This window comes from Methyloprofundus sedimenti (assembly GCF_002072955.1).
Taxonomy (GTDB): Bacteria; Pseudomonadota; Gammaproteobacteria; order Methylococcales; family Methylomonadaceae; genus Methyloprofundus; species Methyloprofundus sedimenti.
Map to the genome: position 1 here is coordinate 2,764,045 of NZ_LPUF01000001.1, position 14,842 is coordinate 2,778,886.

The 14,842-nt window shown below is 39.1% G+C and carries 14 protein-coding genes; 6 read left to right on the top strand and 8 right to left on the bottom strand.

Going from position 1 to position 14,842, the window contains the following annotated elements:
• Positions 1 to 3: 3 nt before the first annotated feature.
• Positions 4 to 342 carry a P-II family nitrogen regulator gene (gene glnK / locus AU255_RS12225; protein WP_080523119.1) on the bottom strand — a complete coding sequence of 113 codons (339 nt, stop codon included), beginning with the start codon at positions 340 to 342 and terminating at the stop codon, positions 4 to 6.
• A gap of 224 nt (positions 343 to 566) precedes the next feature.
• On the opposite strand from glnK, the gene AU255_RS12230 reads away from it, so the two are divergent.
• Positions 567 to 2,060 carry a SulP family inorganic anion transporter gene (locus tag AU255_RS12230; protein WP_080523120.1) on the top strand — a complete coding sequence of 498 codons (1,494 nt, stop codon included), beginning with the start codon at positions 567 to 569 and terminating at the stop codon, positions 2,058 to 2,060.
• Positions 2,060 to 2,932: a universal stress protein gene (locus AU255_RS12235; protein ID WP_080523121.1), complete on the top strand. Its 873-nt coding sequence runs from the start codon at positions 2,060 to 2,062 to the stop codon at positions 2,930 to 2,932. The genes AU255_RS12230 and AU255_RS12235 overlap by 1 nt, the downstream gene beginning before the upstream one ends.
• Before the next feature lie 101 nt (positions 2,933 to 3,033).
• On the opposite strand, the gene AU255_RS12240 is transcribed toward AU255_RS12235, so the two are convergent.
• Together AU255_RS12240 and AU255_RS12245 are read right to left on the bottom strand one after the other, a co-directional pair.
• Entirely contained in the window at positions 3,034 to 4,287 is a 1,254-nt protein-coding gene (locus AU255_RS12240) for an ammonium transporter (RefSeq protein WP_080523122.1), read from the bottom strand.
• Positions 4,288 to 4,314: 27 nt separating this feature from the next.
• Entirely contained in the window at positions 4,315 to 4,653 is a 339-nt protein-coding gene (locus tag AU255_RS12245) for a P-II family nitrogen regulator (protein WP_080523123.1), read from the bottom strand.
• A 637-nt stretch (positions 4,654 to 5,290) separates the two neighbouring features.
• On the opposite strand from AU255_RS12245, the gene AU255_RS12250 reads away from it, so the two are divergent.
• Positions 5,291 to 6,517, top strand: a complete 1,227-nt coding sequence (locus tag AU255_RS12250; RefSeq protein WP_080523124.1) for a porin — start codon at positions 5,291 to 5,293, stop codon at positions 6,515 to 6,517.
• A gap of 142 nt (positions 6,518 to 6,659) precedes the next feature.
• Here the strand turns inward: AU255_RS12250 and AU255_RS12255 are convergent, their stop codons facing one another.
• The gene (locus AU255_RS12255) at positions 6,660 to 7,388 is read right to left on the bottom strand and encodes a metallophosphoesterase (protein WP_080523125.1); all 729 of its coding nucleotides are present in this window, start codon (positions 7,386 to 7,388) and stop codon (positions 6,660 to 6,662) included.
• A 240-nt stretch (positions 7,389 to 7,628) separates the two neighbouring features.
• Between AU255_RS12255 and ispG the strand changes: the two genes are divergently transcribed.
• The 3 genes from ispG to AU255_RS12270 all read left to right on the top strand — a co-directional run bounded on the left by ispG (position 7,629) and on the right by AU255_RS12270 (position 11,860).
• Positions 7,629 to 8,846, top strand: a complete 1,218-nt coding sequence (gene ispG, locus AU255_RS12260; RefSeq protein ID WP_080523126.1) for a flavodoxin-dependent (E)-4-hydroxy-3-methylbut-2-enyl-diphosphate synthase — start codon at positions 7,629 to 7,631, stop codon at positions 8,844 to 8,846.
• Positions 8,847 to 8,995: 149 nt separating this feature from the next.
• The gene (locus AU255_RS12265) at positions 8,996 to 10,369 is read left to right on the top strand and encodes a P-loop NTPase family protein (protein WP_080523127.1); all 1,374 of its coding nucleotides are present in this window, start codon (positions 8,996 to 8,998) and stop codon (positions 10,367 to 10,369) included.
• A 123-nt stretch (positions 10,370 to 10,492) separates the two neighbouring features.
• Complete coding sequence (locus tag AU255_RS12270; protein WP_080523128.1) at positions 10,493 to 11,860, top strand: nucleoside hydrolase; 1,368 nt, start codon at positions 10,493 to 10,495, stop codon at positions 11,858 to 11,860.
• Between the two features lie 28 nt (positions 11,861 to 11,888).
• Here AU255_RS12270 and sbcB read toward each other — a convergent pair whose 3' ends face one another.
• From sbcB to AU255_RS20115, 4 genes are all read right to left on the bottom strand, one after another.
• A complete protein-coding gene (gene sbcB, locus AU255_RS12275) occupies positions 11,889 to 13,334 on the bottom strand; it encodes an exodeoxyribonuclease I (RefSeq protein ID WP_080523129.1) in 1,446 nt (481 codons plus the stop codon).
• A 150-nt stretch (positions 13,335 to 13,484) separates the two neighbouring features.
• Positions 13,485 to 13,919 (bottom strand): ribonuclease HI, encoded by a 435-nt coding sequence (gene rnhA, locus AU255_RS12280; protein WP_080523130.1) that lies wholly within the window; start codon positions 13,917 to 13,919, stop codon positions 13,485 to 13,487.
• Positions 13,903 to 14,631: a class I SAM-dependent methyltransferase gene (locus AU255_RS12285; protein WP_080523131.1), complete on the bottom strand. Its 729-nt coding sequence runs from the start codon at positions 14,629 to 14,631 to the stop codon at positions 13,903 to 13,905. The genes rnhA and AU255_RS12285 overlap by 17 nt, the downstream gene beginning before the upstream one ends.
• Before the next feature lie 61 nt (positions 14,632 to 14,692).
• Positions 14,693 to 14,842 (bottom strand): hypothetical protein, encoded by a 150-nt coding sequence (locus AU255_RS20115; protein ID WP_158083114.1) that lies wholly within the window; start codon positions 14,840 to 14,842, stop codon positions 14,693 to 14,695.

Sequence of the window (14,842 nt, forward strand, 5' to 3'; positions counted from 1 at the left end):
CAACTAAATAGCTTCTTCGCCTGTCTCTCCAGTACGAATTCTTATGACTTGTTCCAGCGTAGTAACAAAAATCTTACCATCACCTATCTTGCCTGTATTTGCTGCCTTCGCAATGGCTTCTATCGCCTGATCTACCCTATCTTCGGCTATTGCAATTTCCATTTTTACTTTAGGCAAAAAATCAACCACATATTCGGCTCCTCTATACAATTCTGTATGACCTTTTTGACGACCAAACCCTTTCACCTCTGTTACAGTTACTCCAGCAATTCCGAGTTCGGATAAAGCTTCACGCACATCATCCTGTTTAAACGGTTTTATTATCGCAGTGATTAATTTCATATTTGCTACCCTAAAATATTAATAAAGACAAAACATCATTTTACACAATAATTACAGACGGGTTGTAGACAAAAGTATTTTATAGCCTGATTTCAATCATTACTTTCCCCTAGTGAAAAATAAATTTATCCAGATAGTCAGTAGTTGGTATCATAATCGGTCATATTTTTCAGCGTAATGAAACACTTTCGTTACAAATCCTTATAACTCTTCACAAGGTAAACATGCTCTTACTTTCAAAAAAACAAGACTGGCTCGGCAATATTCGTGGTGACGTGCTAGCCGGAACAGTTGTCGCGCTTGCCCTAATTCCCGAAGCCATTGCTTTTTCTATTATTGCCGGAGTAGACCCTAAGGTAGGTTTATACGCCTCTTTTTGTATTGCCGTGATTACCGCATTTGTGGGTGGCAGACCAGGAATGATTAGTGCCGCCACTGGTGCGATGGCATTGTTAATGGTGACTCTGGTTAAAGATCATGGCTTACAATACCTTTTAGCTGCCACTTTATTAACCGGTATCTTGCAGATCATATCCGGTTATATAAAGCTTGGGAGCCTGATGAGCTTTGTCTCACGCTCAGTCGTAACCGGATTTGTCAATGCCCTGGCTATTCTTATTTTTATGGCCCAATTGCCCGAGTTAACCAATGTCAGTTGGCATGTCTATATTATGACCGCTACAGGGCTGGGCATCATTTATTTATTTCCCTATGTACCTTTTATAGGTAAAACTATTCCCTCGCCTTTAGTCTGTATAGTTGGATTAACTGGCGTTGCAATATATCTTGGCCTGGATATACGTACCGTAGGTGATATGGGTGCTTTACCCGATACACTGCCACTCTTTTTGTGGCCAGAAGTCCCTTTAAATTTTGCAACACTGCAAATTATCTTCCCATATTCGGCTGCTTTAGCAGTAGTAGGTATGCTTGAATCCTTAATGACTGCCACTATTATCGATGATCTAACAGACACGCCCAGTAATAAAAACCGCGAATGTAAAGGACAAGGAATCGCCAATATAGGTGCCGGATTATTAGGCGGTATGGCAGGTTGTGCAATGATCGGCCAATCAGTGATTAATATAAAATCGGGAGGACGAGGACGTTTATCTACATTGGTTGCAGGTGTATTCTTATTAATTATGGTGGTTTTTTTAGACGCCTGGATTAAACAAATTCCAATGGCTGCCTTAGTTGCCGTGATGATTATGGTTTCCATAGGAACCTTTAGCTGGGACTCAATTATCCATTTAAAATCACACCCGCTCTCTGCTAATCTGGTTATGATCATGACGGTTTTTGTGGTTATCTGGACTCATAATCTGGCTTACGGTGTCTTTGTCGGTGTGTTATTAGCCTCACTATTCTTTGCCAACAAAATTGCACACTTCATGTATGTAGAATCAACAATAAGTTCTGATGATGAAACACGTACTTATGTTGTTCATGGCCAGGTATTTTTTAACTCGGCCGATAAATTTACCAGCAACTTTGACTTTAAAGAAGTCGTAGAGAAAGTAGTTATCGATCTTACTCATGCTCACTTTTGGGACTTATCAGCGGTCGGTGCACTGGACAAAGTCGTTATCAAATTTAGACGTGAAGGTGCAGATGTAGAACTCATAGGCTTAAACGATGCCAGCGCCACAATTATTGACCGTTTTGGCGTGCACGATAATCCTGAAGAAATTGAAAAAGTTATAGGAGGACACTGATGAACAGCAGTCATCTGAAACATACGCAACAACTTGTACTAGCTTGTATTGATGGTTCCGCTATCAGTTCAGCTGTTTGTGATTATTCAGCCTGGATAGCTCAACGTGTCAATGCGCCACTAAAACTGTTGCATAATATTGAGCATCAGGAAACACCCGTCGTTTCTGATTTAACTGGGAATATCGGTTTAGGTAGCCAGGAGCACCTGCTTGAAGAACTCACGCAACTAGAACAGCAACGCAGTAAGTTATTAATGCAAAAAGGCAAGCTGATACTGGAAGCCGCCAAAGAACGAGTTCAACTTGCAGGCATCTCCGACCCTATAACCGCTAAACGACATGGTAGCGTAGTTGAAAGCCTGATAGATCTGGAAGATAATATTCGTGTTTTAGTGCTGGGTGTACGCGGTGAAGACCATGAAAAGCAAAAGGGAAAAATTGGCTCTCATCTGGAAATGATGATTCGCGCTATTCGCCGCCCTATTCTTGTAGTGAATACTGACTTTAAAAAACCCGACACAATCATGCTTGCTTATGATGGTAGTGAAGCAGCTGAAAAAGCGGTTGACATGGTTGCTATCAGTCCACTATATAAAGGTCTGACCTGCCATTTAGTGTGTGTTAGTAATATTGCTGAAGAATTAATCCAGCAAGCCACTGAAAAGCTCAAAAAAACTGTCGATCTTAATTTAATTACTGCCGCACTAAAAGGGAAAGCAGAGCAGGAATTATGTATATATCAGGAAAACCATAATATAGATTTAACTATCATGGGCGCATTTAGCCACACACGATTACATGAAATATTACTTGGAAGTTTTACTGTAAAAATGCTTCTTAAAACAAAAAAACCACTGCTGTTATTAAGATAAAAAAGTGTCTGATATTTCACATATCAAACACTTTTTAAAAAGATATATCCACCTGACTTATTTATTGACCGACAATACCTTAAGTCAGGCTGGAAAAAATATTACTTCGATGTACTACCAGTAAACTCAGGATAAGCTTCCATTCCACACTCGGAAAAATCCACACCTTGGTATTCTTCTTCTTCAGTAACACGTATGCCCATCACTGCTTTAATAATAAACCATGTAATCAGGCTTGCGACAAAAACAAAACCAAAAATACATGCAATACCTGTTAATTGTGTAACCAGGCTGGCTTCATCATTCGATAGACAGACCGCCAATAAACCCCATATACCCACCACACCATGTACAGAAATCGCACCAACAGGATCATCAATTTTAATTTTATCTAAGCTGACTACAGCAATGACAACCAGGATACCGGCTATTGCGCCAATAATAGTTGCTAATAGCGGTGTCGGTGTTAAAGGTTCAGCAGTAATCGCAACTAAACCTGCTAAAGCTCCGTTTAAGGTCATCGATAAATCAGCTTTACCAAATAGTAGATGAGCGGTTACCAGCGCAGAAATAACACCACCGGCAGCGGCTGCATTAGTATTAACAAAAACCATTGCAACCGCGTTTGCTTCCCCTATATCAGAAATTTTAAGTTCAGAACCACCATTAAAGCCAAACCATCCCATCCATAATATAAACATTCCTAAGGTTGCTAATGGCATATTACAACCAGGAATTGGGTGAATTTCACCATTGGTGCCATACTTACCTTTACGTGCGCCTAATAATAGAACCGCTGCCAATGCTGCTGTTGCACCACATAAATGTACAACACCTGAACCAGCAAAATCTAAAAACCCCATCTCGTCAAGAAAACCGCCACCCCATTTCCAATAACCTTGAATCGGATAAATAAAGCCTGTCATTACGATTGCAAAAACTAAAAAAGCCCATAATTTCATGCGTTCCGCTACGGCACCTGAAACAATAGACATAGCTGTGGCAACAAAGACTACCTGAAAAAAGAAGTCAGCCATTGCTGAGTAATAAGTTTCACCTTCGCTTTTTAAAACATCTACAGCTGTATGATCTTCACCCAGTAAAAAACTCATCCCAGGCCAAATACTATTGACTGCATCTGCTGGATACATAATGTTATATCCACATAGCATATACATAACACAAGCTATAGCAAATAATGTGACATTCTTGGTTAAAATTTCTGCGGTATTTTTTGATCGTACCAATCCTGCTTCGAGCATGGCAAAACCAGCCGCCATCCACATAACCAGTGCACCACTTATTAAAAAATAAAACGTATCTAACGCGTAACTTAATTCGGTTAATTTATCCACTTTAATTCCTCTCTATAATTCAAATTTTTATATCGCTTCATTTCCAGTTTCACCAGTACGAATTCTGATCACCTGTTCCAAATTAGTCACAAATATTTTTCCATCGCCAATTTTCCCGGTATTTGCGGCATTGCTAATAGCTTCTAATGCTTGGGTAACCAACTCATCAGTTACTGCTGCTTCAATTTTTGCTTTTGGTAAAAAATCAACAACATACTCAGCCCCCCGATAAAGCTCAGTATGTCCTTTTTGACGACCGAAACCTTTTACTTCAGTTACTGTGACGCCGGCGATTCCAATATCAGATAGTGCTTCGCGCACATCATCTAATTTGAAAGGTTTAACAATTGCTGTAATCAATTTCATTTAAATCTCCGTTAATTATCAAATTCATTTTATACATAGCACAGCTCATGCCATAAATTTATACTACTGATTTTTATGTGTTTTTTAATTATTTTCAGCTAACTTACCTTTACTATCCGCACCAATATGTAACATCCATTTTAAATTGCATTGCTGGCAATAAAAGTACAGTGTTAACCTATGTCAAATAACAGCCTTATTTGCTTGCCCTCTGCTATAAGCCTTTATAACTAAGGCTTTAGCAACAAGTTTATGATAATAACAATGCTGTTAGTGCTGTTGTTTACTTAGGCTACGCAATTATATAGATAAAAACTTGATAGATCTCACGATCTCGTTCCTATTCTCCCGAAAGGGTAGGCATACGGGTATACTCAGCGCTCGGCAACACAAAGCACTAGAACAAATAAAACTATCCTATAATTCAAAAATCCAGACCCTGAACCATTACAGTGCTAAAATGACCCGTTTTGGTGCGCAATCACAAATTCGTGAATTAACAATATCCATACAACTATGATTTATAATGTTTTTTCACAGATGGCACCATAAATGCATTAAAGAAAAAAACGTGCATGACCTGTCATATGCGCGTTATTTCTAATTTTTTTATTTTAGTTTTTATAGGACTGTATATATGAGCAAGAAAAAATTATTTAAGCGCACTTTACTGAGTAGTGCGGTAATCCTGGCAAGTTTTCAGGTATTAGCTAATGACGATGATGTGAATCATCTATCTAATGAAGACATTGAACCTCAAACATCATCAGATGCTGGCATGATTGAGTCTTTAAGCGGCTTCAACCTTAACGACACGAAGTTTATGAAAGACACAGGCTTCGAAGTAGGTATGTGGGCCTCAGCAGGTATTACCGGCAATACTAACGGTGATACAACCAACTCACCCATTTCATTTAATGATCGAGTCAACGAAGTTTTATTTAATGAACTAAACTTCTATATTGAACGTGCTGTTAATAAGGAAGGCGATAGCTGGGATGTTGGGGGTCGCATGGACTTCATGTATGGTACGGATTCAAGATTTACCCAGGCATCAGGCTGGGATAATGAATGGTGGGTTAACCAGAATGGTGGTTACTATAATATAGCAATGCCCCAATTATATATGGAAGTATTTGCTCCGATCGGGAATGGTATTACTGCCAAGCTAGGACATTTCTACACCACTATTGGTTATGAAGTAGTTCCAGCACCGGATAATTTTTTCTATTCACATGCTTATACCATGTTATATGGAGAACCATTCACCCATACCGGAGCTATGTTTAGCTATGACATTGATGACAACTTCTCTATAAATGCTGGAGCGGTCATGGGCTGGGATAATATGACTTCAAATGCGGGTGCCTGGAGCTTTTTAGGGGGCACTAGCTGGACCAGTACCAACCAGGCAACTTCCGTCAATGTGCAATTAATTTCTGGAGACACAAGCGATACTGAAGCGAGCAATAGAACCATGTACAGTATTGTTGCAACCCATGACTTCACTGATAAATTTCATTATGTATTTCAGCACGATTTCGGTACTCAAATACAAGCTAACTCTGTTGGTCAAAGCGGCGGTAACTGGTTTGGTATCAACCAATACTTTACTTATGACATCCTCGATAACGTCGGCGTTGGACTACGTGCAGAATGGTTTAATGACAAAGGTGGTGCGCAACGTGTAAATGCCGTTGGTGCCAATTACCTTGCAGCCTCTTTTGGTGTTAACTACACTCCTCTTAGCTGGTTAAAACTACGTCCTGAAGTACGTTTTGACTGGGCTGATGAGGAAGTTTTCAACAATAATACGGGTGATAGTCAAATCGAATTTGCTATGGATATGATTGTAACTTTCTAACCAGAAGCATACGAATTACCATGTAAAAGCTTGCGTTGTTTTACAACGCAAGCTTTTTTTATGCCTGATACTTTGTAATATTGATATTTAAACGTTTTTTGTATTGTAAAAAATCCAGGTAAACTGAGTTTTTACAAGAATTTTAAATAGCAACAATCTTATTCAAATCAAATTCAGCCACTTCTTTGCGCCCCGCATAGCCACGAGTATTAGATAAAATGCGTGTTCCTTCTATGCGGTAATCACCAATACTATGGGTGTGCCCATGAAACCATGCTGAAATATCATGCCCATGAAAAAGTGCTTTAAGATCATTACAATAAGCGAGCTTTTTAATTGCATTGGGTGAATCGTTCCAGCTCCAGTGCGTTGGTGTATGGTGTGTGACAACAACGGTTTTACCCTTAAATGGTCTAGCCAGCGCTTTTTCCAGCCATGCCCTGGAGTGCATATGTAATTCAGTGAAGTGTTGCGCATTAAACGGCTCGTATGCAAAGCGAATTTTTCTAAAATCATTCAAATTTTTGCTTAAAGCTAAAGCCGTTTCCTCTCCCTCTATAAACAAATCAGTCCATAAAGAACAACCCAGGAAGCGAACACCATTATATATAAAGGTATTATTTTCCAGGAAATGTATATTGGTATTGGCACACTTTTCTTTTAGCATACACAAGGTATCGCAGTATTCATGATTATAAAATTCATGATTCCCGGCAACATAAATGACAGGCTTTTTAGACGCAATTAACCATTCTATGGCTTGATCGTAAACCCCAATATCACCAGCTGCGATAATAATTTCTGCATTATTATCAGGTAAATTCAGTGACCCAAATTCAAGATGTATATCTGAGAAATAATTTATTCTCATAAAAAAGTAACCTGCATGATTTTTATTTTAACATTCTTTATTTATTTAGAGTCAGTGACGGCTAAACTTGCGGAAATATGATTCTCAATAACAAGAAAATCGTGCAATTTATAATTATAAACTAACACTTTGTATACAATTATCAAGAAACCTTATCTGAACTAAACAGCAATCTATTTTTTTCAGCATGGTTCATATATACTTCAGTGTAATTGTAATTACGAAAAAAAACCATACACCATGTCAATTAGTCCCAGAAAAAATACTCATCAAGTTCTAGTCGGAAATGTTAAGGTTGGCGGTGCTGCGCCGATAGTCGTCCAATCCATGACTAATACAGATACTGCCAATATAGCAGCAACGGTTAAGCAAGTTATGGAACTTGCCAATGCAGGCTCTGAACTAGTGCGCATTACAGTGAATAATGAAGAGGCAGCTGAAGCAGTTCCAGAAATACGTAAGCAACTGGATGCTAACGGTTTCTCTGTTCCTCTCGTAGGTGATTTTCATTTTAATGGTCATAAATTATTAGAAAAATACCCTGAGTGCGCAAAGGCTTTAGGAAAATTCAGAATCAATCCGGGGAATGTTGGCAAAGGCGCTAAAAGAGATACTCAGTTCCAGCAAATGATTGAATGCGCCGTTAAATATGACAAACCTGTACGTATTGGTGTCAATGGTGGTAGTCTGGATCAAGCTGTATTGACTCGCCTACTGGATGAAAACAGACAAAAAGCGGAACCGGATGAACTGTCTGCAGTAACCCGTGAAGCTATTATTATTTCTGCCTTAGAAAGTGCCGCTGCCGCGGAATCTTTCGGTTTATCTAAAAACAAAATCATTCTTTCCTGTAAAATCAGTAATGTTCAAGAACTTATCAGTATCTATCAAGACCTTTCCAGCCGCTGTGAATATGCATTGCATTTAGGATTAACCGAAGCAGGGATAGGCTCCAAAGGCATCGTTGCCTCATCAGCAGCACTATCCGTATTAATGCAAAAAGGGATAGGCGATACTATTCGTATTTCCTTGACTCCTGAGCCGGGTGCAGCGCGTACCAAAGAAGTCATAGTTGCCCAGGAGATTCTGCAAACCATGGGCTTTCGCTCGTTTACTCCAATGGTTATTGCCTGCCCTGGCTGTGGTCGAACTACCAGTGATTATTTTCAGAAATTAGCTATGAATATACAAGGTTTCCTACGCGAACAAATGCCAGTCTGGCGTGATAAATATAATGGCGTAGAAGAAATGGAAGTTGCTGTTATGGGCTGTGTAGTTAATGGCCCCGGCGAGAGTAAAAATGCTAATATAGGGATCAGTCTTCCAGGTACTGGCGAAACACCTGTCGCACCAGTATATGAAGATGGCGAGAAAACAGTTACCTTAAAAGGCGACAGAATTGCTGAAGAATTTCAGGAAATTGTAGAAAGGTATATTGAGCGCACCTATAGCGCTTAAATTTGAAATATAAAACAAGGTTATGTGTGATTTAAGTAGCCGTTAAACGGCTATTTTATAACGAATTCATGGATTTATTTGCTTCTTTAAGGACGGGGATAAACGCCCCCGTTACTCGACTAAATAATTGACTATACGGTTCTAATCTAATGAGTACAACTGAAAAATCTGTAAGCACCTCACTACACTATCTGGAAGAAAAACTCGCGGATAAAAATCCGGTACTACTTCAAGCCTTCAGGCTTTATCATGAACTCGATCAGGTCGCATATGATCTTGGACTTATCGGCATGGATGACTCATTAGTGAATAAAACCTCTTGGTCACCAGTTATCACGGTGATCGGTGATTCACCCTCAGGGCGTAATGAATTTATCAATCGATATTTAGATACGGCCATTCCAGCCATAGATACTTTTGCTAACCATGCACAATTTACGGTACTCATTCACCACCCTGATGAAGTACCGAGAAACCTGCCAGGTACAGCTGTCGACGGTGACCCTCAGTTTCCCTTTTACCATATTAGCGAGCGTCTGAATCAGATAGAAAAAGATGAAAGCCGTCATATCAATACCTATCTGGAATTAACGACTAATAATAGCAGCAAGCTAAAAGACAAAACAATTATTCTTGCACCTGGGTTTGCTCCAAATATCAAGTATGAAGGCGTTGCCTTACTACGTGAACATGCCGCTACTCTTTCTGATCTTGTCTTTGTATTTTTTGATGCCAGCAAACCGAATCTCGAAGATTACCGTTCGGCTCTGGCACCTTTCTTGAAAATGACCACCCTGAGCCATAACCCTGGTAAATTTATCTATGTCATTAATCAAGATCCAGATTCTGTTAATACAGTAGATCTTGCTAGCTGGAAACAGCAGTTAAGCAACCTAGGTCTGCAGTCAGGTCAATTTTTTGTATTAAAGCAAAGTACAGAAACAAACAATCAATTAGCCATAGAACAAAAACTCGCAAATATTGATGTAGAAAGTGCATATCGTATACTGCATACATTAGAGCAGCATATTAATGAATTTGAATCGGTAGTCATACATGAAGTTAAAAAAGCAATCATACTATGGAAAGACCGTTCTCATTTTACTGTTATCGTGTTACTCAGTTTCATCGCGCTTACACTGGTAGCAGGGGAAATTCAATTTGGACTCGTTGCTGTACTTCTAGATCCTTTTGTCGCATCAATTTTCTTATTTTTATTGATTATCATACTTATCCCTTTTCATATCTATAGCAGTAAAATACATGCTAAATTTATCAGTAAAAAACTAGTAGAACGTCAAATTGAACTAGGCTTGATGGAAAATCTATCTGCGTTATTTGAAAAAAGTTTAACTTTTTGGCATATTCTTCTCCCTTTTGAACAACCCGTTGGCTGGAATAAAGACGTACAGGAAACATTAGACATGATAAAAACCCGTGCTAAAGGCCTGGTACAATCACTTAATAATATATTTAATTCCAGCATCACATCTGCAAATAGTAAAAAGAAGATACTTTTTTGAATTTGTAATGACAGTCAGGTAAGTTGTTGGAGATTACTTTGCCAAACCCGGTTAAACACGCCCTTATTTAATCCCAGATTTGCACCCTGTTATTTACAATATTTTTATTATTGAGTTGAAGTTATGAAAATCACAATAATCAATAAACAGGTCATAATGGGCATGTTATTCTTAATGTCACTGATAAGTTCTGTAGCATTGGCATCATCTTACCCAACAGATGTACCGCGCATCATGTTTTCTACAGATGTGGCTAATGGCATCATTAGCACTCATGGCGCTCAAGGCTCTAGCCCTGTTTCTTTTTCGACAACTGCAACTTATCAACGCGATACTGCTGTTGCGCCACAAGATGTAGATGACGGCTTTACTTTAGCGATGGCTCTGAATCTTGATGCTGTTGGACTGGTTGAAGTAGATTCTATTATTCCTACTTATGGAAATGCCCCTCTTCCGGAAGAAATGGCTGTTGCACTGTTCCTGACACATGTTATGAAACAGCGATCAGACATTCCGGTAGTTCCCGGGGCAATGGCACAGGCAAGCCAGACTTTACACGCGACATCACAATGGTTTTCGGGGGCTAACATACAAATTGAGGGTTCCGGCGGCTCTTTTGCCATTTCCTGCCGAAATTCGGGTGTCGAAATGATGTATCGTCGCTTAGTGACTAGTAATAAGCCGATTACAATTTTAGCCATTGGCCCGTTAACTGATGTAGCTTGTTTATTAACCACGAGTCCAGAAATTAAAGCAAAGATATCAGAAATTATAATTCTGGATTCACGCCTTGAGGGTGAGTCTGTCAGCGTCAATGGTAAAATTGTTAATGATTTCAACTTTCGCATGGACCCTATAGCTGGTGCTCTTTTATTTGCTTCTGAAGCGGCAAGGGAAATCCCTATACGCCTTATCTCATTCAGTTTATCTGGCCAGACTTCTCAGGCAGGTGATTTGATTGAATTTAACTCAACTACGCTAAAAGGACCCACTCCGGCAACACCTGAGTCACAGTTTAGCCTGAATTTACTGCTGGAATCTTCGGTTCCCCGGATGCAATACTGGGAAGGTATTTTTGGAACGCCACAAGGTCCGTTTGATCAATATACACTCGCAGCAGTTGTGTGGCCTGAACTGTTTAAATGCCAGGCCGGGATAGCCTATATCCAGCAATGCCCTTACCCTGCATGGAGTCCCTTATTTCCAGTTGATGCGGATGGTAATCCAACCCAAGAGCCTTATAATGCGCCAGAAAATCCCTGTATGGATCACGGCACTGAAAATGGCAAAAGTCTTTCCGAAATATCCGCTGAATTAGTTGTCAGTTTAAACCTGAATAATCCGGGCTCTTTAATTCGAGGTATTACCGGCATAGATGGCAATATTCCGAAATTAAATCAGAGCGCGCTTCCTGTGACTGTCTGTACTGACTTTGCAAGCCCCTCGGCAAGACAATTGTTCCAGGAATTACTATATGAATATACCTGGTAAAATAAATTTGATCAGCACAGATAGGGTTCTAAATCTTTAGCTTATTTTGCAAATCAATCGCGTACTGTTCTAAATTTTTAAGAAATTGACTATCAATTCCCTCTTGTTGCTTTAATTGGTCTATTTTTTGCCAGTATGTGCCGAAATCAAGAAAACCATGGGTATCTATATTACTTAATCGTTTAGTACAAAATTGCTTCCATCGTCTGATCTCTTCAGAGTTTAATGTTTCAGGGTAATTTCTTGCCCGATACCTGAATAGCATTTCAGCTAATCTTGAATTTCCTCCCTTAAAAGTAAATTTCGCTAATTTTTCAGGCTTTGTAGCACGGAGTTTATCCATACTTTGCTTATCTTGTGCAGAAAAAAAACCACCGCTATAAATCATTAAATCTGGATCTGAAACGGCATCAGAAGAAAATGACTGCCCACCAAATACTTTTTTGAGCTTTGTTTGTAAATCGCCTGACTGTTGAATTAAGTCCTTATGTTTCTGGCATTGCTCAACATCGATACCTAATCGATCTGCATCTTGAGCACGCAACACTTTAGCTGGAGCGACTATCGGGCATTTATTGATATGAATGGTTTTTAAAGGGATACGCTCTATCCCTTCCGGTAAATCAACCTTAGCTGTGAAAATTCGTTGCTGAATTTCTTCTGCAGATAACTTAAGCATCGCTTCCGGATCGACTGATAAATCATAAACGATTACTCCATTATTATTGACCGGATGCTGACAGATCGGTAAGACTAAGGATAAATATTGCTTTTCAGCACCATACATTCCAGAAACATGGACAACCGGAGTATAACTGCCTAGCTTTAATAATTCCTTAACCTGGTGCTTGCCTCGATTTTGTAAAAAAAACTGAAATAGTTTTGTTTGTTCCTGTTGAATCAACTTAGCTAATGCTATCGTCGCATAAACATCGGACAAAGCGTCATGTGCTGCCGCATGTTCTATACCATTTGCTAGTGTCAGTTTTTCCAGGCGAAAACTAATTTTTCCCTCTGCATCAACTGGCCAATGAATTCCTTCAGGACGTAGTGCATGAACTGTACGTATTAAATCTATTAAATCCCAACGTGAATTACCATTTTGCCATTCGCGTGCATAAGGATCATAAAAATTACGGTATAACAGATTGCGAGTGACTTCATCATCAAACCGCAAGTTGTTATAACCTAAAGTACACGTATTTTCTTGCGCCATGTGTTTATGAATTTGAGCGATAAACTCTGCTTCACAAACACCTTTTTCAGCCGCCATTTGTGGAGAAATTCCTGTGATACAACAGGCTTCCGGCTGCGGCAGAGTATCGTCAGTGGGCTGACAGTAAATGACTAATGGCTCGCCTAGAATATTAAAATCAAAATCTGTCCTGATACCCGCAAATTGTACTGCTCTATCGCGCTGTGGATCGACTCCAAAAGTTTCATAATCATGCCAATAAAAACTATTTTCTGTCATATTGTTGTTAAATTATCCTTAGGTACTTATTCAGAATTTCTATAATGTAACAGATAGATACAGATTATCGGTAAATTTTTGATTGGTATGGGTTCTCGCGCGAAGTATGGAAAGCAGAAATCTTTGTGGTTTACGTGAATAATTTTTATGTTATATTGAATCAATTCCCTGATTAGCTAACTGGTCTGCTTTTTCATTACCGATATTACCCGAATGTCCCTTTACCCAGGTCCAGTCTATTTCATGCTTTTGCATTACAGCATCCAGACGTCGCCACAAATCTTCATTTTTAACGGTTTTTTTTGCCGCTGTTTTCCAGCCTCTTTTTTTCCAGTTGGCCATCCATTCGGTAATTCCTTGTAAGACATATTTGGAATCACTGTATAACTTAACCGCACAAGGTCTGTTTAAAGCTTCTAATGCCTGGATAGCAGCCATTAATTCCATACGATTGTTAGTCGTTTTCTGTTCACCACCAAATAATTCCTTTTCAGCATCACCTCTTTTTAACCAAACGCCCCAGCCTCCTGGTCCCGGATTCCCACGACAGGCACCATCGGTATATATCTCAACTATCTGTATCATATTGTCTTTGTCTTATGGAAATATCAATAAATTTAGCCAGCGCAAATTTAGCGTGATATTCTCGTACTGGCGTTAAGGGGATAAGATGATAACATCTTTTAATTGCTTTAATACCATATGCAGCGACTCTCAGCTCCTGTCCTCTTCCTTCAGCATGTCCTGAATTAATCCGTGTTGCATCAAAATTAAATCCGGCAGCGAGCTCAACTTCAAAATTTAATAAGCGTAACCAGTCTTCAATTCTGGTGCGAGACACCAAACCAGGAAACCAGGGCGTGTTTCTTGCTCTGCGTTTCATATATTGCAGATTAATATAAATGTTCCATGGATTAAAGCTGATAATCGTCAACTTGCCTTCAGGTTTTAATATACGCTCAACTTCTCGTAATACCTGATGCTTATTGGTGTCGAATTCAAGTAAATGCGGCAATATAACCATATCGACAGATTCAGACTTAAACGGCAGGGCAATTGTAGTTCCTCTTAATAATTTATTTTTATAGCATGAGTCCTGTTCGTCATCCATGACATAAAATTGCTCGTATAAACTACTATCAATAAATTCATTTTCCCAGCCCAAAGCACCAATTTGTACAATAACCTGTTTACAACTTACGGTAACAGAGCGCTTTAAAAAAGCCGCTTCCTGCTGTTGTAAAACCTGCCCTTTAGAAGTGTTAAACCACTCATGTAATACCTTACGGTGCATCATCTTTACTCATAGAAATTAATAATTAAAGATACCAGATTGTTAAAGCAAATAAACTACTTTTTTACCAGATAATTCCTACCGCAACTATTGACACTACAAAAAATAAAGTTGCTAAATCTTTTATGACATGTAGAAGCCAATGCTGCTGGTCTTGCATTATGATATCAATTCGATTGGTTATTTGATCTTGCATATGGACTTTCTGTTGCAT